The organism is Nocardiopsis sp. M1B1 (assembly GCF_052466615.1).
Genome location: NZ_CP196194.1, coordinates 608,415 through 628,030, shown reverse-complemented (window position 1 = coordinate 628,030; position 19,616 = coordinate 608,415). Strand labels below are relative to the sequence as shown.

Genomic DNA, 19,616 nt, shown 5'->3' with positions numbered 1-19,616 from the left:
GGCACCGGTGACCCCGCGTGGACACCGGATCCCACTGTGTGGACACCCGGCCCTCACTCGGGGTCGACGGTGCCCTTGTCGTCCACGGTGCCGCCCTCGTCGACCGCGAAGCGCCGGGGCGGCGCCGAGGGGGCGCGGCGCAGCAGCGCGATGCGCTCGCGGCGGTCGCGCGGCCGGTCGCCGGGGCCCCCGGTCCGGGCGAAGTGCAGCCGGGTGAAGGCCAGGGCCTCGGCCAGCTCGCGCATGCGCGCCTGGCGGTCGGGGGCCTTGCGGGTGCTGACCTCCAGGACCAGCTGGCCCCCGAAGCCGTTCCCGGCGAGGTACTCCAGCAGCTCGCCCACCGGCTGGCGTCCGCGTCCGGGGATGAGGTGCTCGTCGAGGTTCTGGCCGCCGATGCCGTCGGCCACGTGGATGTGGGAGAGGCGGTCGCCCAGGCGCTTGGCCATGTCCATGGCGTCGGAGCCGGACATGGCGGTGTGCGACAGGTCGAGCGTGACGTCGGGGTAGTCCCGGTCGAGCGGGTTCCAGCTCGGCGCGTAGGGGACGACCTCGCGGTCGCGCACGCGCACCGGGTACATGTTCTCCACGGCGAAGACGACGTCGGTCTCGTCCTGCATGCGGGAGATACCGGCCTCGAACTCGCGGGCGTAGTCGCGCTGCCATCGGAAGGCGGGGTGCACCACGATCGTCTTGGCGCCCAGGGCCTCGGCCATCTCCTTGGAGCGGACGAGTTTGCCCCAGGGCTCCCTGCCCCACACCCGCTGGGTCAGGACCAGGCAGGGCGAGTGGACCGCGGTGACGGGGATCTGGTGGTAGTCCGAGAGGCGCCGCAGGAGGTCGATGTCCTGGCTTGCCGGATCGGAGGAGACGAGCACCTCCACGCCGTCGTACCCCAGCTTCGCGGCGATCTCGAAGGCGGCCGGGGTCTTCTCCGGGTAGACCGACGCCGACGACAGGACGACGGGCGCGTCTGGGACCTGGATAGGGCTCACGCCCACCAGAGTATGCGCTAACACGCCTCTTGTGCGTACCGGCCGCGTGAACGCGGCGTGCCGTTCTCCCCACGCCCTCCCCCGCGGAGGGTGCGGGCGCCGGTCGCGAGGCGGTGGTGGGAGGGCCCGCGGGTGCACCCGCGGAGCCCTGGTTCGTGGTTGCCGACCGCCACGTCGTCGGGGCGGTCGGGCGCGGCCGGGGTCACTCCCCGGGGCGTGTGGGGCGGCCGTCAGCGAGCTGCGCGAGGCCCGCCCGTCTCACAGCCGTACGGCGCCTGCGAGATCGTACTTGTGGACGTCCCGCTCGCGGACGTGGTCCCCGGAGTTCGGCGCGTCGATCATGCGCCCGTCACCGAGGTAGATGGCGACGTGGTAGGCGTAGCCGCCGCTGTCGGCCCAGTACAGGATGTCGCCCCTGCGGGCGTTGGAGTAGGAGACCCGGGTCCCGGCGCCGACCTGGTCGTGGGCGATGCGGGGCAGTTCCACCCCGGCCTGCTTGTAGGCCCACTGGACGAGTCCCGAGCAGTCGAAGCCGTTGGGGCCGGTGCCTCCCCAGCGGTAGGGGGTGCCCTTCTTGGACTCGGCGGCGCTGATGGCGTCCTCCACCGTCGACGTGGACAGCGACATGTGGACGCGCCGGGGTCCGGCGGAGTCCTGCGCGGTGGGTGCGGCCTGCTGCGCCGGTCGCACCGACTGCGGGGACTGGACCGGCTGGGCGAGCGCGGGCGCCGTGCCGGCGGTCAGGGCGGCGGCGGTGAGCGCCGCGACGGCGAGCGCGCGCCCGCCGCTCCTGCGCGGAGGAACGGACGAGGCCTGCCGCCCCGGGTCCGTGGGACGACAGGCCTGCCTTTGCTCGTGGTGTCGCGGTATTCGCATGACGGTGGCTCTCCCGCTCTCGCTCGGAGCGTCGCGGCGCCCACGTCACTGTGACGCGGATCTCCCTGTCGCGACGCCCTCACCATTCGTCACACAGACCACGCAATATGTCACTCTCCGTAGCACGAGCGGCCGCCAAAGACGGTAAAGAGTCCTTGACCTTCGGGGGACGAAAGCGGTCAGGTCACCATCGAACGGACTCCCCTCCTCAGCGGCCGGTCACCCCGGGCTAAGCGGCGTCGTCCACGGGCACCGGCACCCCCAGCTCGGCTCCCACGAAGTCGGCGGTGGCCACCATGCCCTTGTAGTTCGGGTGCACCGGGGCCCCGTTCTCGGGGATCAGGCCCTCCACCCAGCGGGTGTCGGAGGACTGGCAGACGTCGTGGCCGCGCTCGAAGACGTCCACGAAGACCGCACCCTGGGCCTCGGCCTCCTCCGCGATCATCGCGTTCAGCGAGGTCTGCGCCTCGTCCAGGAAGGGCACGTCGCCCACCGCGATGGGCGTGCTCGGCCAGCAGCCCCAGCTCTCGGGCAGGATCTGGAGGTAGCCCACGGCCAGGACCGTGGCGTCGGGGCTGCGCTCGGCGATGTCGGCGTAGACGCCCGCGACCACCGGGCGCAGGTCCTCGACGCGCTGGTCGAGCTCGTCGCCGTAGTGCTCGGCGCACGGGTCGCCCAGCGGGTTGCTCAGGCTCTGCTTGGCGCACTCCAGGAGCACCTCGGAGAAGCCGAAGTCGTTGCCCGAGATCCCGACCGTGACCAGGTCGGTCTCCGGGGTCAGGGCGTCGAGCTGGGGCGGCGTGTCGTCGAACTGCGGCTCGTAGAGGTCGTTGACGACCGCGCCCGAGCAGCTGGCGTCCGTGAAGTCGGTGATGCCCATCCGCTCGGCGAGCATCGTGGGGTAGTTGTTGGACGTGCGCAGGCAGCCCAGCAGCGGCATGCTGCTGCTGACCCTCTCCTCCCGGATGAGCGGACCGGCGACGAAGGAGTCGCCGAGGGAGACGTAGCTGTCGAAGGCGGGCGCCTGCGCGGTCTCGGCGGCGGCGGGCGCGGCGACCAGGGACGCGCTCAGCGCGGCGACGGCCACGGGAACCAGGGCACGGCGCGGGGATCGGGGCGCGGCGGTGGCGGATGTACGGGGCACGCGGGTTTCCTCTCCATGGAGCGGGGGCGTTGGAGCTGTCGGACCCTAGGAATTCTTTAACACGACCTACGGGATAAGGCGCCTAACTCGTAGGTAACTTTCATGTGTCTCCGAAAGGTCCCTTTACTCCTCGCGGCGGGGTTGTCCCAGGAAGCCGCTAGCGTGGCCACCATGGCGAAGGCAGCGAAGACCACGTTCCGGTGCGCGGAGTGCGGATGGAGCACCCTCAAGTGGGTGGGCCGCTGCGGCGAGTGCCAGGCCTGGGGCACGGTCGAGGAGGCGGGCGCCCCCGCGCCCTCCGCCGTCGCGCCCGCGCCCGTCACCTCCCGGGCCCGGCCCATCACCGAGATCAGCGTGGAGAGCGCCGAGGCCGTCCCCACCGGCGTCGACGAACTCGACCGGGTCCTGGGCGGCGGCGCGGTCCCGGGCGGCGTGGTGCTGCTCGCCGGTGAGCCCGGCGTGGGCAAGTCCACCCTCCTGCTGGAGGTCGCCGCGATGCGCGCGGCCGAGGGCCCCGTGCTGTACGTGACCGGGGAGGAGTCGGCCGGGCAGGTGCGGCTGCGCGCCGAGCGGCTCGGCGCGCTCTCCGACAAGCTCTACCTGGCCGCCGAGACCTCCATCGCCGCCCTGGCCAGCCACGTGGACGCGGTCGGCCCCCGGCTGCTCATCGTGGACTCGGTGCAGACCATGGTCTCCCCCGACGCCACCGGCGTCCCGGGCGGCGTCACCCAGATCCGCCAGGTGACCGGCGCGCTGATCCAGATCGCCAAGGAGCGCGGGATCGCCACCGTGCTCGTCGGACACGTCACCAAGGACGGGTCCATCGCCGGTCCGCGGATGCTGGAGCACCTGGTGGACGTGGTGCTGCACTTCGAGGGCGAGCGCCACTCCCAGCTGCGGCTGCTGCGCGCGGTCAAGAACCGCTACGGGCCCACCGACGAGATCGGCTGCTTCGAGCTGACCGAGTCCGGCATCGTCGGCCTGCCCGACCCGAGCGGGCTGTTCCTCACCGAGCGTACCGACCCGGTACCGGGCACGTGCGTCACCGTCACCCTGGAGGGGCGGCGTCCGCTCATCACCGAGGTCCAGGCCCTGGTCGCGCCGACCCCGCTGCCCGCGCCGCGCCGGGCCACCTCGGGCCTGGACACCTCACGGGTGAACATGATCCTGGCGGTGCTGGAGAAGCGCACGGGCATGAAGCTGGCCAACATGGACGTGTACGCGTCCACGGTGGGCGGCGTGAAGCTGACCGAGCCCGCCGTGGACCTGGCGCTGGCCATGGCGGCGGCCAGCTCCAACAACGACGTCGCGCTGCCCGTCGGCTTCATCGCGATCGGCGAGGTGGGCCTGGCGGGCGACGTGCGCACCGTGAGCGGCGTGCGGCGCCGGGTGGCGGAGGCTCAGCGCCTCGGCTTCACCGAGGCGGTCGTGCCCAAGCACTTCGGCGACCCGGTTCCGGGCATCCGCGTCCACGAGGTGGAGGAGCTGAGCGAGGCCCTGAGCCGGGTGGCGCGGCGGTCACGGCGGACCCGCGCCCCCCGAGACGGCGACTGAGCGCGGACCCCCCGCGGACCGGCGCGTCAGAAGTCGAAGACCGCGCCCTTCTCGCTCAGGAGCACGCACTCGTTGGAGAACTCCTCGCGGTAGTCCTCGGTGCCGTAGGCCACGGCGACCACCGGGTCGTAGACGAACGTGCAGGGCCGCTCCCGGCCCTCGACCGCCGCCAGCGAACCGGCCTCGGCGATGGCCTCGCAGGCCTCGGCCGCTCTGGGGTGCGTGCCCGCGGCGACGGGCGCGCACACCAGCGTGACCTCCCGCGTCTCACCGGTGGTGAGGCCGTGGACGCGCAGGATGTAGCCGTTCTCACCGGTCTGCGCGGCCTCGGCGGCGTGCGCGGGCGCGGCGAGCGCCAGCGCGAGGGCGGGAGCGGCGACCAGGGCCGGGACGATGCGATTCACGACAGCCTCCAGGGACGTGCGGATTCCAGACAGCACGGATGGTAATCGAACCATTACGCGAAGCTGTCGCTTTCCCGCGAGGTCGCCGGAATTTCCCTGCAACGGGGTTGCGGCCCGACCCGAATTCCGGGCGATAAGCAGAGAATGCGGTGTTATGACGGATTTCCCGTCACTCCCGCGAGGACAACCCCGCCAGGTGCCCCACGAGCCCGTAGCCGTCGGGCCGCAGGTCTCCCCCGGCGTCGGCCGTCCAGCGGCTGACCGAGGCCGCCGCCGCGGGCTCCCGCCCGCCCACCCGCCACACCTCGGCCTCCTCCAGGCCCTCCAGGACAGCCCGGAGCAGGACCACGACGGGCTCGTGCGCGAACAGCAGCACCCGCTCACCCGGGTACTCCGCGCACAGGTCGCGCAGGAACGAGCGCAGCCGCAGCAGGACGTCGGCCAGGGACTCGCCGCGCTCGGGGCGGTGGTGCGTCCGGTCGGCCAGGCGCCGGGGCGCCTCGCCGGGATCGTACTCGTCGACCATGGCCGGGGTCATGAACGTGAAGGGGCCGCCGTCGATGTCGCGCAGCCGCTCGTCCGGGTGCACGGACAGGTCCATCCCGGCCGCCTCCAGCGCCAGCGCGGCGGTGCGGCGGGCGCGCAGGTAGGTGGAGGAGAACACGACGCCGGGCCGCCGCTCACCGGGCAGGTCCGCCAGCCAGCCCGTGCCCACGGCGCGGGCCTGGCGCTCGCCCAGCGCGGTGAGGTCCACGTCGGCGTTGCGCGCGGGAAGGCCCGCCGTGTCCAGGCGTCCGCCGTCGCGCGCGGCGGCGGCCAGGGCGGCGTTGAACGCGCTCTGTCCGTGGCGGACGACCGTCAGTTCGGCGGGACCGCGGTAGCGCATGGGGCTCCTTCGGGGACGAGAGCGGGCACTCCCGTGGGGAGCGCCCGCTTGGGAGCGCTCCCAACCGCAGAAGGCTACCGCCGAACCCCGGCAGCGTAAAGGGGGCCCTCCGCGCCGCGGCACCTCCACCGGGCGGCGCCCACGCCGCGGGGCCGGGGGCGGCGCACACCCCCGGCCCCGTGTCGTGCGTCCGCTCAGGCCTTGAGCTGGAAGGGGAGCTCGGGCTGGTCCCCGGCGTAGTCCCCGTGCAGGTTGGCCCGGTACCAGCCGGGCTGGGCCGAGGCGTCGGTGCCGCGGCAGTCCTCGAAGGAGCGCATCCGCTCCCAGGTGAACGTGTACTCGTGCGGGACGCCCCTGCTGATCTGGCGCTTCTCCGCGCTCCGGCCCTCCGCGCAGTCGGCGGTGGAGAAGATCCGGTCGTCGCCCGAGTGGATGCGGATCTCCATGGCCTCGCCGCCCATGTCCACGGTGCAGGTCTGCTCGGCGGTGTTGACCACGGTGATCTTGAAGCCCGGGTCGGCGCCGGCTCCGTAGACCTCCTGGTCCTCCTGCGCGTACTCGAAGGTCACCACGACGTCCTGCGGGCGGCAGGCGTCCTCGGGGCGCTCCGGAGCGGGCACCTCGCCGCCCTCCCCGCCCCCGGCGGAGTCGCCGTCGCCGGCCGCGGAGCCGCCGGAGCCCTCGGAGTCCTCAGCGCCCTCGGAGGGGTCGGCGCTCTCCCGAGCCCCCTCGGAAGGATCGGCCTCGGGTTCCCCGCTCGCGTCCGCGGAGGGCTCCGTGGGTGAGACACTGGGGGAGGCCTCGATGCCCGCGTCCGAGCGGGTCGGCTCGCCGCTCTCCTCCCCGGAGGGACGGCAGGCGTACGCGATGAGCGCGAGCAACAACAGGGCCCCGGCCAGCACGAAGGCTCGCCGCTTCCAGTAGGTCTCGCGGCTGACGGCTCCTGGTTGTCCGGTACTTGACGCCATGCGCCGTAGTATTGCGGTTTTGCGTGTACCTCACCTACTCAACCCGCCGATTCCCAGTTAAAGATGAGCGATAACCCTTACAGCACCCCGGTTCTGGCGTGGTACGAGAGCCACGCCCGCGATCTCCCCTGGCGACGGCCCGACGCCTCACCGTGGTCGATCCTGGTCAGCGAGATCATGCTCCAGCAGACGCCCGTGGTGCGCGTCCTGCCCGCCTGGAGCGCCTGGATGGAGCGCTGGCCCACCCCGGCCGACCTGGCACGGGAGCCCTCCGGGGAGGCTGTGCGCATGTGGAACCGGCTCGGCTACCCGCGCAGGGCGCTGCGCCTGCACGCGTGCGCGGTGGCGATCACCGGGGAACACGGCGGGCGGGTCCCGGAGGACCACGCCACCCTGCTGTCCCTGCCGGGCGTGGGCTCCTACACCGCGGCGGCGGTGGCGAGCTTCGCCTTCGGTCAGCGGCACGCCATTCTGGACACGAACGTTCGACGCGTCCTGGCAAGAGCCGAAACCGGGGTCCAGTACCCGCCGAAAACCCAGACGAAGGCGGAGACCGCCCTCGCCGAGTCCCTGCTGCCGTCAGCGCCCTCGGTGGCCGCCCGCTGGGGCGTGGCCGTCATGGAGCTGGGGGCGCTGGTGTGCACCGCGCGCACGCCCGCGTGCGCGGACTGCCCGATCGCCCACCAGTGCGCCTGGCGGCTCGCGGGCAAGCCCGCCTACGACGGTCCGCCCCGGCGCGGCCAGACCTACGCGGGCACCGACCGGCAGGTGCGAGGACGTCTGCTGGCGGTGCTGCGCGACTCCGCCCACCCGGTGCCCAAGGGCGCGCTGGACGTGGTCTGGGACGACCACGTCCAGCGTGAACGGGCCCTGGACGCGCTGGTGTCCGACGGCCTGGTGGACCCCCTGGACGACGGCCGGTACGCCCTGCCGGGCTGAGCGCGCCCCGGCCAGGGGAGGCCGGGCACCGCACGGCGACCGCGCGGGGCGCGGTCGGACGGCGCGGCGGGAGGCCGCGGTACTCAGGTCCGCGGGCCGGAGTACCGCGCCGCGGCGGTCCCGGACTCCCCCGCGGGGTCGGACTCGGTGCCGGAGTGGCCGTCGCTGCACGGCGCGCCCGGCTCGGGGGTGTTCTCACCCTGGACGAACTCCACGAGGTACTCCGCCAGGCGCGGGTCCGCGGGGTCCTCCAGCAGGATCTGGGAGCCCCAGGCCGACGCCACCACCGGGGCGGGCAGGCCCTCCACGGGGCTGACCACCAGGTAGTCGCCGGGTGAGTAGTACCCGGCCAGGGTCTGGACCTGCGCCTGGGAGAGCCCGGGGTCGTAGGCGATCCACACGGCGCCGTGCTCCTGGGCGTGCACGACGTACTCCGAGCGCAGGGGCTGGTCGTAGACGCCGCAGTTCTGCCAGATCGGGTAGTGCGGCCCGCCCGCGGGCGGGAACATCCCGTAGTCGACGGTCTCGCCCTCGTCCACGTGTTCGCTGGACAGGCCCTCGTAGTACCGCACCTCGCCGATGCCCTCGGCGGAGGCGCCGCCGTCACCGCCACCGCCGGAGAACAGCCACACCCCGGCGATCCCGCCGCCCAGCATGAGGACGACGACCAGGGCCACGGCCCCGATGATCAGGCCGGTCCCGCCCTTCCCGCGCGGCTGGGGCCGGGGCGGGTACGGGCCGGGCGGACCGTAGGGCCCCTGGGGACCGTAGGGTCCCTGGGGTCCGTGGGGGCCCTGGGGTCCGGGCGGACCGCCGTGGGGACCCTGCGGCCCCGTGGGCGGCGGCGCCGCGCCCGGGGGGACCTGCCCCGGAGGAGGCGGACCGCTGACCGGGGGCTGGCCGCCGGGCGGAACCGCGCCGTGGTGTCCCGGGGGCGCCTCACCCGGCCGGGGACCGTGCGGAGCGGGTCCGGGCTGCGGCTGCCGCGCCTGCCACGGATCGTGCTGTCGGGGATCTGGATGAGTCACGTTCGCACCTTAGAACATGGCGGGCGGACGCACACCCCGCGGCCGACGCGCGGCGTCGGCCCCGCGCGCGCCGCCCCACGCACGACGAAGGGGGCACCCCCGAAGGGGTGCCCCCGATGTCACGGGCGGCCGGGCGGTGCTACTCCCGCTTGCCCGCGGCCGACTCCTCGACCTCGGGCGTGTCCGGCACCGCGGCCGGCTTGGGCACGCCCTTGAAGGTGAACTTGGCGTCCGTGCCCTCGCCCTCGGCGTCGATCACCACGATCTGACCCGCCTTGAGGTCGCCGAACAGGATCTTCTCGGACAGCTGGTCCTCGATCTCCCGCTGGATCGTCCGGCGCAGCGGACGGGCGCCCAGCACGGGGTCGAACCCGCGCTCGGACAGGATCTGCTTGGCCTTGGGCCGCAGCTCGATCCCCATGTCCCGCTCCTTGAGACGGCTGTCCAGGCTCGTGATCATCAGATCCACGATCTGGAAGATCTCCTTCTCCGTCAGCTGGTGGAAGACGATGATGTCGTCCACACGGTTGAGGAACTCGGGCCGGAAGTTGGTCTTGAGCTCCTCGCTGACCTTGGCCTTCATCCGCTCGTAGTTGGTCTGGGCGTCGTCCTCCTTGGCGAAGCCCATGGCCTGGCCCTTGGAGATGTCCCGGGTGCCCAGGTTGGTCGTCATGATGATGACCGTGTTCTTGAAGTCGACGTTGCGACCCTGGGCGTCGGTGAGACGTCCCTCCTCCAGCACCTGGAGCAGCGAGTTGAAGATGTCGTTGTGGGCCTTCTCGATCTCGTCGAAGAGCACCACGGAGAACGGCTTGCGGCGCACCTTCTCGGTGAGCTGGCCGCCCTCCTCGTAGCCCACGTACCCGGGCGGGGAGCCGAACAGCCGCGAGACGGTGTGCTTCTCCATGAACTCGGACATGTCCAGCTGGATCAGCGCGTCCTCGTCCCCGAACAGGAACTCGGCCAGCGTCTTGGACAGCTCGGTCTTACCCACACCGGACGGACCGGCGAAGATGAACGAACCACCCGGGCGCTTGGGGTCCTTGAGCCCGGCGCGGGTACGGCGGATCGCTTGGGAGAGCGCCTTGATGGCGTCCTCCTGGCCGATGACGCGCCGGTGCAGCTCGTCCTCCATGCGCAGCAGCCGGGAGGACTCCTCCTCGGTGAGCTTGAAGACCGGGATGCCGGTGGAGGCGGCCAGGACCTCGGCGATGAGCTCCTCGTCCACCTCGGCCACGACGTCCATGTCGCCGGCCTTCCACTCCTTCTCCCGCTGCGCCTTCTTGCCCAGGAGCTGCTTCTCGTCGTCGCGCAGCGACGCCGCCTTCTCGAAGTCCTGCGCGTCGATCGCGGACTCCTTGTCGCGGCGCACCCCGGCGATCTTCTCGTCGAACTCGCGCAGGTCCGGCGGAGCGGTCATCCGGCGGATGCGCATCCGCGAGCCCGCCTCGTCGATGAGGTCGATCGCCTTGTCCGGCAGGAACCGGTCGCTGATGTAGCGGTCGGCCAGCTGCGCGGCGGCCACCAGCGCGCTGTCGGTGATGGAGACCCGGTGGTGGGCCTCGTAGCGGTCGCGCAGGCCCTTGAGGATCTCGATGGCGTGCGTGATGGTCGGCTCGTCCACCTGGATGGGCTGGAAGCGGCGCTCCAGCGCGGCGTCCTTCTCCAGGTACTTGCGGTACTCGTCCAGCGTGGTCGCGCCGATGGTCTGCAGCTCACCCCGGGCCAGCATGGGCTTGAGGATGGAGGCGGCGTCTATGGCACCCTCCGCCGCGCCCGCGCCGACCAGCGTGTGCAGCTCGTCGATGAACAGGATGATGTCGCCGCGGGTGCGGATCTCCTTGAGCACCTTCTTGAGGCGCTCCTCGAAGTCACCGCGGTAGCGGCTGCCCGCGACCAGCGCGCCCAGGTCCAGCGTGTACAGCTGCTTGTCCTTGAGCGTCTCCGGGATCTCGCCCTTGACGATCTTCTGGGCCAGGCCCTCGACCACGGCCGTCTTGCCGACACCGGGCTCACCGATCAGGACCGGGTTGTTCTTGGTCCTGCGGGACAGGACCTGCATGACCCGCTCGATCTCCTTGTCCCTGCCGATGACCGGGTCGAGCTTGCTCTCCCGGGCGGCCTGGGTCAGGTTGCGGCCGAACTGGTCCAGCACCAGCGAGGTGGAGGGGGTGGACTCCGACGAGGCACCGGTGGCCTGCGGCTCCTTGCCCTGGTAGCCGTGCAGCAGCTGGATGACCTGCTGGCGCACGCGGTTGAGGTCCGCGCCCAGCTTGACCAGGACCTGGGCGGCGACGCCCTCGCCCTCGCGGATCAGGCCCAGCAGTATGTGCTCGGTACCGATGTAGTTGTGGCCCAGCTGAAGCGCCTCGCGCAGCGACAGCTCCAGGACCTTCTTGGCCCTCGGGGTGAACGGGATGTGCCCCGACGGGGCCTGCTGCCCCTGGCCGATGATCTCCTCAACCTGCTGCCGAACCGCTTCGAGGCTGATACCAAGGCTCTCCAGAGCCTTGGCGGCGACGCCCTCACCCTCGTGGATGAGACCGAGCAGGATGTGCTCCGTACCGATGTAGTTGTGGTTGAGCATCCTGGCCTCTTCCTGGGCCAGAACCACCACTCGCCGCGCGCGGTCGGTAAACCTCTCGAACATGTCTCGTCGCTCCTCTACAGAGCGGTCAGGCAGGGACGGTTCACTCCGACCCAACTCTTCCGCATATCGGCCCCACAGGGATGAACCGCCCCGGGGAGCGCTGTCGCACCCGTCCGTACGGTCGACCGGCTGCCGACCAGACGTAGGCCTCCGTACGGTCGGCCGCAGCCGTCCGTGCCAGAGACTTTCCCCGACGATAGGGCGTTCACCCAACATCCAACTACCAATTGCGGCGCCAGATTTCCCTGTACGCCGAAGGCGAACGGCCCGGGCTCTCCCTGTGTCACAGGAGTGCCCGGACCGCGCACGTGTAAGCGTTATCGGCTCTGAGCGAACAAGCCGCGTGTTGTTCTTCCGACCGGACCGTTCGGGCGGGGAAAGCGGGAAATACGCGCCGTCGACCGGGGCGGGGGATGGTGTGGGACTCGGGTCCCGCGACCGGGGCCGCGGGACCGGAAGCGAGTGCCCTTCCCCGGCGGCCGGGAGGTCGCGTGCGGCCCCGACCGTTCGTGGGCGGTCGCGCGCGGAGGCGGCGTCGGGGCGCTCCGGCGGACTGCCCCGCCCCGCCTCGCCGTCCGGCCCAGCGCGTGGGTATGGCGGCGGAGGTCTGGAGCCGCGGGGCCGCAGGAGCGCTGTCATCGGCGCGGAGCCCTGTCCGGCGCCCCGTACCGCCCGAAGGACCCGTCGGGCCCGGCGTATCCCCTGGCATCCCGTGTCACTGGGCCGCGCCGCGGCCCGGGATGGTCGGGTTCGGGTGTCTTCCCCCGGCAGGTACCGACCGTAATTCGATCAAGACCTGACAACATTTCGGCGAACCGGGGGTCGGCGGCAAACCTAGCCCTTGATGGCCTCATATTCGGCGACGATCGCCGCGGGGATACGGCCGCGCTCATTGACGGGCTTGCCCGCGGCCTTCGCCCAGGCGCGAATCTCGGCGCTGCGCTCACGGCTGGGAGCATTCCGGCTGCCGGTGCGGCGGCCCGCGCTGCGGGACGCCTTGGCCGGAGCCTTGCGGGCCGCGTCGACGAACGGAGTAAGGGCCTCGCGGAGCTTGGCCGCATTACCCGCGCTGAGGTCGATTTCGTACACGGAGCCGTCCAGACCGAACGTCACCGTCTCCTCGGCCTCGCCGCCGTCGAGGTCGTCGACCAGGAAAACCTGGACCTTCTGTGCCATGGAATCAAACCTTTCAGAAGAGCGGTGTCTCCACACCTGAATGTAAAGCTATCTCGCGAGAACGCGGAAGACAATTCCCGGCGTGCCTGAAATCACCCGGACACCGTGTCGGGTTTCGGGGGTCACCGGCGGGCGCGCGGGATCGCCGAGATGGCCCGCGCACGCGCGTGGCCGGTTCGCCGCTCCCCGGGGAGCGCGTGATCGGTCGAGTACCGTATCAACGACCGTCGGATTCGGTGCGTTCCCCACCCCGGACAATCGGCGTCTCGTTCGCGGCTCCCGGCTCGGCGGCCTCGGAGCCGTCCCTGCCCTCACCCGTACCCTCGGCGGTCCTGTCCTCGCTGACCAGGCTCCCGTCCATGCGGCGGGGCGCCATCTCCTTGCGCAGGAGCTGGATGACGAAGGTGCAGAAGACGGCACCGACAACCACCGGTGGGATGAGCGCCGACAATACGTCGATCAGTCCGGGGGGAAGCACCGACGACAAAAAGTTCCCCATCGAAGCCGTCCACCCTTCCTGGTTGTTACTTATTGCAGCAAATACCCGACTCCGTGTCGGGCTGCTCCTGGGGGATGGCTCGCCGGGCACCCGGGCAAACGCATACCGGACATCATAGACATCGTTTGCCCCCGGTTTGACACTGGACGTACCCGAGACACCTCCGGCAAACCCGAAGGGGGCCAATGTCCGGCCGTGCGTTCGGCGCCCCGGTGTGTCCGCGGGGGAACACCGTGTCCACCGGTGTCAAATCCCGACCCTTCGCCACCGCTTCGCGGAACTTCCTTCAACGTGTGGGCGGGACTCCACCCCTGGGGTACACATTACCCGCCCCCTTCCCCGACCCCGCCATCCGGTTGTGCATAAGCTGCGCGGACGCGGGGCGGACGCGGTGTTGGCCCGGCTGCGGCCCGTATGGGGAACTTGGTCCCGAGTGAGCGCGAAAACCTTTAGGTCCGGGTGGTTCGCGTTGGCGCGTCGAGGTGCACAAGCATGCGGGTGTTCCCGAGGGTGTTGGGCTTAACCCGCTCCAAGTCGAGAAATTCGGCGACGCCCTCGTCATAGGAACGCAGGAGTTCCTCGTACACACGGGGGGAGACGGGTGTGCCCTGGATCCGGGCAAAGCCGTGTTTGGCGAAGAAACCGGTCTCGAATGTCAGGCAGAACACACGGCGCACACCCAACTCCCGCGCGGTGTCCAGCAGCGCGGACACGATCCGGTGTCCGACGCCGAACCCGCGCAGGGAGGGGTCCACCGCGACGGTGCGCACCTCCGCCAGGTCCTCCCAGAGCACGTGCAGCGCGCCGCAGCCCACCACGCGGTACTCGGTCCCGGCCTCGGGGGGGTCGGTGCGCTCCGCCCCGGGGGCGGGGGCGCCGTGAGGGGGCGAGGCGTGCGGGGAGGCCGGACCGGAGCCGTCGGGGACCACCTCGGCCTCGGCCACCCAGAACTCCTGGACGTCCTCGTAGAGGTTGACGGTGCTCTTGGAGAGCACGCGCCGGTCGACGGTGTAGGTGTCGACGAGGCGCCGGACGGCGGCGACGTCGCGCGTCCTGGCGCGGCGCACGTGAACATGGCGAACGGGCATAGCCGGACCAGACTACGCCCGGGCCCCGCGCCCGGCGGACGCGCGCGGTCCGAAAACGCGTCGGCACCCACCGGTGCGCCGGTGGGTGCCGTGGTGGGTGCCGCGGGCGGCTCAGATGAGCTGGCGCCGCGCGGCCCAGACGACCGCCTCGATGGGCGTGTTCACGCCGAGCACGTCGCAGATGTTGCGGATGCGGCGGCGCAGGGTGCGCGCGCTGAGTTCGAGGTGCCGGGCCGCCACCTCCGTGGTGACACCGGTGGCGATCTCGGCGAGCAGTTCGAGCTCCTCGTGGTTCAGTTCCACCGGCGCGTAGGGGCTGCTCACAGCCGTCTCGTGCGGGCGGGCCTGCAGGGGGACCACGTTCTCCCGGTGCTCCCTGGTCTGAAGGGCGCCCTGGTCGTCAGCGGTACGTCGTACGAGTGTGGCCTGTTCCACTCCGTCCTCCCTCATCATGTGAGTGCGGAACATCGACTCGTCGCCTGGCGGACGCGAGCGCGCCGGACACGGGTCTCCCCCTGGTCCGACGCGACGGATGACTTCCGGGCGCACCGCTGTCCCCCACGTATCCCTCTGGCACAGGGACTGGGGGCGGGCGCACGGACGTCGCAGGGGCCGGTTCGCTGGAGGCTGGGACGGACAGACTCCACCGAGGGCGCGCATGCGCGCGGGGAACGCGGGCCGCGTCCGGCGGTCCCTCTCCCCGCTCACCGTCGTTCTCGATCCACTTCGGCAAACTCCACGGGTCTCGACCCGCTCACAGCACGCTAGGCCGCAGAGATGATACCGTCAAGGCCCCATAAATCACCATGTGTAGTTATGGCGGCCCTTTCCGTGACAAAGTAATGGAAGGGAAAATACGCCGACTACATTGACCTGCGTAAACAACGTTCAGCGGAGAGTGGCCGAGTTCGCCGCGCCCCGGTCGGCAAAACTTCGGAACTGTCCGACCGGCCACGCGGCCGTGGCCCCCGGTTCGCGCGGCCTGTCCGACCGGGATGGCGGAACCCGTGGTACGGGCCCTGTCCCGGCGCAGGGGACGGGGCCGCCGCACCGCGTGCGCGACGGCCCCGCTCCGCCTTTCGGTCATCCGACCGGCGCCGTTATATCCCCGGTAAATCCGGGCCCATGGTGCTCCGGCTCAATCCCCGGAAGGCTTCACGAGCGGGAAAAGGACAGTTTCCCGGATGTTCTTTCCGGTGAAGGCCATGAGCAGGCGGTCGATACCGACCCCCACACCGCCGGTCGGCGGCATTCCGTACTCCAGGGCCCGCAGGAAGTCCTCGTCCAGCTGCATCGCCTCGGGGTCGCCCTCGGCGGCCATCAGCGACTGCCGGGTGAGGCGCTCGCGCTGCTCGACCGGGTCGACCAGCTCCGAGTAGCCCGTGCCCATCTCCATGCCGAACCCGATGAGGTCCCACTTCTCGGTGAGCAGCGGGTCCTCGCGGTGCTGCCGGGTGAGCGGGCTGGTCTCCACCGGGAAGTCGCGCACGAAGGTGGGCTGGACGAGCGTGTGCTCCACCAGCTCCTCGAAGACGTGCTCCACGAGCTTGCCCTGTCCCCAGGAGGGGTCGTACTCCACTCCCCGGGAGTCGGCCAGGCGGCGGACCTCGTCGATCGGCGTGCGCGGGTCGACCTCGGCCCCCAGCGCCTCGGACACCGCCCCGTACAGGGTGACCTGCGGCCACTCCCCGCCCAGGTCGTAGGTGCGCCCGTCCCGCTCGACCACCGTCGAGCCGAACACGGCGCGCGCCGCCTCCTGGATGAGTTCGCGGGTCAGGTCGGCCATGACGTTGTAGTCGGCGTAGGCCTGGTAGAACTCCAGCATCGTGAACTCGGGGTTGTGCGTGGAGTCCGCGCCCTCGTTGCGGAAGTTGCGGTTGACCTCGAAGACCTTCTCCAGACCGCCCACGACCAGCCGCTTGAGGGACAGCTCGGGGGCGATGCGCAGGTACAGGTCCATGTCGTAGGCGTTGATGTGGGTGGTGAAGGGGCGCGCCGTGGCGCCGCCGTGCACCCGCATCAGCATGGGCGTCTCGACCTCGACGAAGTCGCGGGAGGCGAGCCCCTCGCGGATCGCGCGGATGGCGGCCGAGCGGCGGCGCACCATCTGCTGGGACTCGGGGTTGACGATGAGGTCGACGTAGCGCTGGCGGACCCGGGCCTCGGGGTCGGTCAGGCCCTTGTGCTTCTCCGGGAGCGGGCGCAGGCACTTGGCGGTCAGCGTCCAGCCGGTCACCAGGATCGACAGCTCGCCGCGGCGGGAGGTGATGACCTCCCCCTCCACGCCCACGTGGTCGCCGAGGTCGACGTCGGCCTTCCAGGCGTCCAGGCGCTCCCGGCCCACCTGGTCCAGGGACAGCATGATCTGGATGTCGCCGGTCTCGTCGCGCAGGGTGGCGAAGCACAGCTTGCCGCCGGTGCGGTAGAGCATGACGCGCCCGGCGACGGAGACCTCCACGCCGGTGCGGGTGTCCGGCTCCAGTCCCTGGTGTTTGTCGCGCACGGCCCCGATCGACGTGGACCGCGGGAAGGTCACGGGGAAGGGGTCGGTGCCCTCCTCACGCAGCCGGTCCAGCTTCTGGCGCCGGACCCGCATCTGTTCGGGCAGGTCGTCGTAGGTGTCGTCGTGCGCGTCATTCACGCGCACGATCCTACCGGCGGCCGCGGTCCGGCCCGACCGGTCGGCGTCCGCGGGCGTAGGGCGCGCTGCGGCGGTCGCGGTCCCGTCCCGGGGTAGGGGCACGGTGGGTCGGCAGTGACGCGGATCACTAGTATTGCGCTGCCCTGACCCGCGCCTTCACAGCCGAGAGCAGTACCTACCGAGAGATGGATCCCACTGGTGAGTGTTGAGGGAAGCACGAGAGCCGTCGTCACGGCGCTGTGCGCGAACCTGGGAATCGCCGCGACGAAGTTCGTGGCCTACCTCCTGACCGGATCGTCGTCGATGATGGCCGAGTCCATCCACTCGGTCGCCGACTCCAGCAACCAGGCGCTGCTGCTCATCGGCGGCAAGCGGGCGCGCCGGGGCGCCACGGAGGAGCACCCCTTCGGCTACGGCCGCGAGCGCTACGTGTACGCGTTCATGGTGGCGATCGTGCTGTTCAGCCTGGGCGGCCTGTTCGCGCTCTACGAGGCCTGGCACAAGATCTCCCACCCCGAGCCGATCACGTCCTGGCAGTGGGTCCCCGTGGCCGTGCTGCTGGTGGCGATCGTGCTGGAGTCGTTCGCCATGCGCACGGCGATCAAGGAGTCCAACGCGGTCCGGGGCAAGGCGAGCTGGGTGCAGTTCGTCCGCCGTTCCAAGTCCCCCGAACTGCCGGTGATCCTGCTGGAGGACGCGGGCGCGCTGCTGGGCCTGGTGTTCGCCCTGGTCGGCGTCGGCCTGACCCTGATCACCGGCAACGGCCTGTGGGACGGCTTGGGCACCGCCGCCATCGGCGTCCTCCTGGTGGTCATCGCGGTCGTGCTGGCCGTCGAGGTCAAGAGCCTGCTGATCGGCGAGGCCGCCACGAGCGAGAACGTGCGGGCCATCCGCCGGGCCGTCGAGTCGGTCGAGGACATCGACCGCCTGATCCACATGCGCACCCAGCACGTGGGCCCCGAGGAGCTGCTGGTGGCCGCCAAGGTGGCCGTGGACGCGCACGACGACGCGGGCCGGATCACGCGGGCGATCAACGAGGCCGAGGAGCGCATCCGGGCCGCGGTGCCCATCGCCACGCTGGTCTACATCGAGCCGGACCTGTTCCGGAGCGGGGCCTCGCCGGAGGCGTCCTCCGGCACCGTCTCCTCGGGCTGAACCGGGGGTGGTGCGGCGGCCGGGACCGGTCGCCGCACCGCACCTGCGACCGCGAACTCCCGGAAACCGTTTCTTTACACACGGTAACAGGTGTAATCTGGGTGCATGAGTCGCACAAACATTGACATCGACGACGAACTGGTCACTACCGCCATGGAACGCTTCCAGGTGAGCACCAAGCGCGAAGCCGTGGACATCGCCCTTCGCCGGGCCGTGGGCACACCTCTCACCAAGGAGTTCCTCCTCAGCCTGGAGGGCATCGGCTGGGAGGGCGACCTGGACGAGATGCGCCGCTCCGGCTTCGAGGGCGGGGCACCCACCTCGTGAACACCGTCTATCTGGTGGACAGCTCCGCCTGGGTGGAGTACCTGCGCAAGACCGGTTCCGAGACCCACGTCTTCGTCAGGGAACTCATCGAGCGCGGCGTCCACCTGGCCACGACCGAACCCGTCGCCGCCGAGATCCTGAGCGGGGCGAAGAGCTCCACCGAGCTCCAGCAGCTGGAACGCCTCACCGACGGCCTGATCCAGCTGTCCCTGGACAACAGGCTCGACTTCCACCATTCGGCGGGCATCTACCGTGAGGCCCGCTCCAGGGGCAAGACGATCCGCAAGCTCTACGACTGCCTCATCGCGGCCGTCGCCCTGCGCACCGACGCGGTCCTCGTGCACTGCGACCGCGACTTCGACCACCTCGCCGAGGTGTTCCCCCGGCTGCGCGTGCAGCGGCACGACCAAAACTGAGCCCGCCGGGGCGGAAAGGCCGCCTCCCGCTCCCCCGCCCCGGACCCGGATCAGCCGACGTTGCGCTCGTAGACCAGGCGCAGGCCGATGAGGGTCAGCCACGGCTCGTGCAGGTCGACCGTCTCGCACTCGGCCACCACGATGGAGGCGAGCCCCCCGGTGGCCACCACGGTCACGTCGTCGGGCGCGTCGGTGAGCTCGGCGACCATGCGGTCCACGATCCCGTCCACCTGGCCCGCGAACCCGAACACGATCCCCGAGCGCAGCGCCTCGGTGGTGTTCTTGGCGATGGCCGCGCGCGGCTTGACGATCTCCACCATGTGCAGCTGGGCGCCGCGCCGGGAGAGGGCGTCCACGGAGATGTCGATGCCCGGGGCGATGGCCCCGCCCACGTACTCCCCGCGCGCGCTGACCGCGTCGAAGGTGGTCGCGGTCCCGAAGTCCACCACCACCGCGGGACCGCCGTAGAGGTGGTTGGCGGCCAGCGCGTTGATGATCCGGTCGCTGCCCACCTCCTTGGGGTTGTCCATCCGGATCGGCACCCCGGTCTTGACGCCGGGTTCGACGATCACGGCCGGGACGTCCCCGAAGTGGCGGCGGAACATGTCCCGCATCTCGTGCTGCACCGACGGGACCGAGCAGCACAGGGCGATGCCGTCGATGTCCTCGGGGCGGCCCAGGCTGCTGCCGTCGACGAGCCCGCGCAGGACCACGGCCCACTCGTCGGCCGTGCGCCTGGTGTCGGTTCCCACCCTCCAGTGTTCGAGAAGGTCGTCGGATGCGAAGAGACCGAAGACCGTCTCGGAGTTGCCGACGTCGATCGCGAGCAGCATGCTGGGGGCCTCATCCGTGGTCGAAGTGGTGTGTTCTCAA

The 19,616-nt window shown here is 71.1% G+C and carries 19 protein-coding genes; 5 read left to right on the top strand and 14 right to left on the bottom strand.

Annotated elements, in window-relative coordinates:
* Positions 1-53: 53 nt before the first annotated feature.
* The 3 genes from ACSTA4_RS02835 to ACSTA4_RS02825 all read right to left on the bottom strand — a co-directional run bounded on the left by ACSTA4_RS02835 (position 54) and on the right by ACSTA4_RS02825 (position 3,012).
* The gene (locus tag ACSTA4_RS02835; protein WP_248773335.1) at positions 54-992 is read right to left on the bottom strand and encodes a sugar phosphate isomerase/epimerase family protein; all 939 of its coding nucleotides are present in this window, start codon (positions 990-992) and stop codon (positions 54-56) included.
* Positions 993-1,250: 258 nt separating this feature from the next.
* Positions 1,251-1,868, bottom strand: a complete 618-nt coding sequence (locus ACSTA4_RS02830) for a C40 family peptidase (protein ID WP_444962326.1) — start codon at positions 1,866-1,868, stop codon at positions 1,251-1,253.
* A 229-nt stretch (positions 1,869-2,097) separates the two neighbouring features.
* A complete protein-coding gene (locus ACSTA4_RS02825; protein WP_444962325.1) occupies positions 2,098-3,012 on the bottom strand; it encodes an SGNH/GDSL hydrolase family protein in 915 nt (304 codons plus the stop codon).
* 171 nt (positions 3,013-3,183) lie between these two features.
* On the opposite strand from ACSTA4_RS02825, the gene radA reads away from it, so the two are divergent.
* Positions 3,184-4,566, top strand: coding sequence for a DNA repair protein RadA (gene radA, locus ACSTA4_RS02820; RefSeq protein WP_444962324.1), 1,383 nt, complete (start codon positions 3,184-3,186; stop codon positions 4,564-4,566).
* Positions 4,567-4,592: 26 nt separating this feature from the next.
* Here radA and ACSTA4_RS02815 read toward each other — a convergent pair whose 3' ends face one another.
* The 3 genes from ACSTA4_RS02815 to ACSTA4_RS02805 form a co-directional block, all read right to left on the bottom strand.
* Entirely contained in the window at positions 4,593-4,970 is a 378-nt protein-coding gene (locus tag ACSTA4_RS02815; RefSeq protein ID WP_444962323.1) for an SSI family serine proteinase inhibitor, read from the bottom strand.
* A 169-nt stretch (positions 4,971-5,139) separates the two neighbouring features.
* The gene (locus ACSTA4_RS02810; RefSeq protein ID WP_444962322.1) at positions 5,140-5,856 is read right to left on the bottom strand and encodes a histidine phosphatase family protein; all 717 of its coding nucleotides are present in this window, start codon (positions 5,854-5,856) and stop codon (positions 5,140-5,142) included.
* A gap of 194 nt (positions 5,857-6,050) precedes the next feature.
* On the bottom strand, positions 6,051-6,758 hold the full coding sequence (locus ACSTA4_RS02805) for a hypothetical protein (RefSeq protein WP_444964081.1): 708 nt from the start codon (positions 6,756-6,758) through the stop codon (positions 6,051-6,053).
* A 129-nt stretch (positions 6,759-6,887) separates the two neighbouring features.
* Here ACSTA4_RS02805 and ACSTA4_RS02800 point away from each other — a divergent pair, with 129 nt between their 5' ends.
* On the top strand, positions 6,888-7,763 hold the full coding sequence (locus ACSTA4_RS02800; RefSeq protein WP_212641701.1) for an A/G-specific adenine glycosylase: 876 nt from the start codon (positions 6,888-6,890) through the stop codon (positions 7,761-7,763).
* Between the two features lie 83 nt (positions 7,764-7,846).
* Here ACSTA4_RS02800 and ACSTA4_RS02795 read toward each other — a convergent pair whose 3' ends face one another.
* The 7 genes from ACSTA4_RS02795 to lysX form a co-directional block, all read right to left on the bottom strand.
* Positions 7,847-8,440 (bottom strand): DUF3105 domain-containing protein, encoded by a 594-nt coding sequence (locus tag ACSTA4_RS02795; RefSeq protein WP_444962321.1) that lies wholly within the window; start codon positions 8,438-8,440, stop codon positions 7,847-7,849.
* A 490-nt stretch (positions 8,441-8,930) separates the two neighbouring features.
* Positions 8,931-11,441 carry an ATP-dependent Clp protease ATP-binding subunit gene (locus tag ACSTA4_RS02790; RefSeq protein WP_082166905.1) on the bottom strand — a complete coding sequence of 837 codons (2,511 nt, stop codon included), beginning with the start codon at positions 11,439-11,441 and terminating at the stop codon, positions 8,931-8,933.
* Between the two features lie 834 nt (positions 11,442-12,275).
* On the bottom strand, positions 12,276-12,617 hold the full coding sequence (locus ACSTA4_RS02785) for a histone-like nucleoid-structuring protein Lsr2 (protein ID WP_013155980.1): 342 nt from the start codon (positions 12,615-12,617) through the stop codon (positions 12,276-12,278).
* A gap of 217 nt (positions 12,618-12,834) precedes the next feature.
* Positions 12,835-13,116 carry a hypothetical protein gene (locus ACSTA4_RS02780; protein ID WP_444962320.1) on the bottom strand — a complete coding sequence of 94 codons (282 nt, stop codon included), beginning with the start codon at positions 13,114-13,116 and terminating at the stop codon, positions 12,835-12,837.
* A gap of 449 nt (positions 13,117-13,565) precedes the next feature.
* The gene (locus ACSTA4_RS02775) at positions 13,566-14,204 is read right to left on the bottom strand and encodes an amino-acid N-acetyltransferase (RefSeq protein ID WP_444962319.1); all 639 of its coding nucleotides are present in this window, start codon (positions 14,202-14,204) and stop codon (positions 13,566-13,568) included.
* A 111-nt stretch (positions 14,205-14,315) separates the two neighbouring features.
* Entirely contained in the window at positions 14,316-14,639 is a 324-nt protein-coding gene (locus ACSTA4_RS02770; RefSeq protein WP_212641704.1) for a LuxR C-terminal-related transcriptional regulator, read from the bottom strand.
* Between the two features lie 703 nt (positions 14,640-15,342).
* Positions 15,343-16,947, bottom strand: coding sequence for a bifunctional lysylphosphatidylglycerol synthetase/lysine--tRNA ligase LysX (gene lysX / locus ACSTA4_RS02765; protein WP_444962318.1), 1,605 nt, complete (start codon positions 16,945-16,947; stop codon positions 15,343-15,345).
* Positions 16,948-17,043: 96 nt separating this feature from the next.
* Here lysX and ACSTA4_RS02760 point away from each other — a divergent pair, with 96 nt between their 5' ends.
* The 3 genes from ACSTA4_RS02760 to vapC all read left to right on the top strand — a co-directional run bounded on the left by ACSTA4_RS02760 (position 17,044) and on the right by vapC (position 18,743).
* On the top strand, positions 17,044-18,000 hold the full coding sequence (locus tag ACSTA4_RS02760; RefSeq protein ID WP_444962317.1) for a cation diffusion facilitator family transporter: 957 nt from the start codon (positions 17,044-17,046) through the stop codon (positions 17,998-18,000).
* A gap of 105 nt (positions 18,001-18,105) precedes the next feature.
* A complete protein-coding gene (locus ACSTA4_RS02755) occupies positions 18,106-18,327 on the top strand; it encodes a type II toxin-antitoxin system VapB family antitoxin (protein ID WP_444962316.1) in 222 nt (73 codons plus the stop codon).
* Positions 18,324-18,743 carry a type II toxin-antitoxin system VapC family toxin gene (gene vapC, locus ACSTA4_RS02750; RefSeq protein WP_444962315.1) on the top strand — a complete coding sequence of 140 codons (420 nt, stop codon included), beginning with the start codon at positions 18,324-18,326 and terminating at the stop codon, positions 18,741-18,743. Before ACSTA4_RS02755 ends, vapC begins: the two co-directional genes overlap by 4 nt.
* A gap of 50 nt (positions 18,744-18,793) precedes the next feature.
* Here vapC and ACSTA4_RS02745 read toward each other — a convergent pair whose 3' ends face one another.
* Positions 18,794-19,576, bottom strand: coding sequence for a type III pantothenate kinase (locus tag ACSTA4_RS02745; protein ID WP_013155972.1), 783 nt, complete (start codon positions 19,574-19,576; stop codon positions 18,794-18,796).
* Between the last annotated feature and the right edge of the window lie 40 nt (positions 19,577-19,616).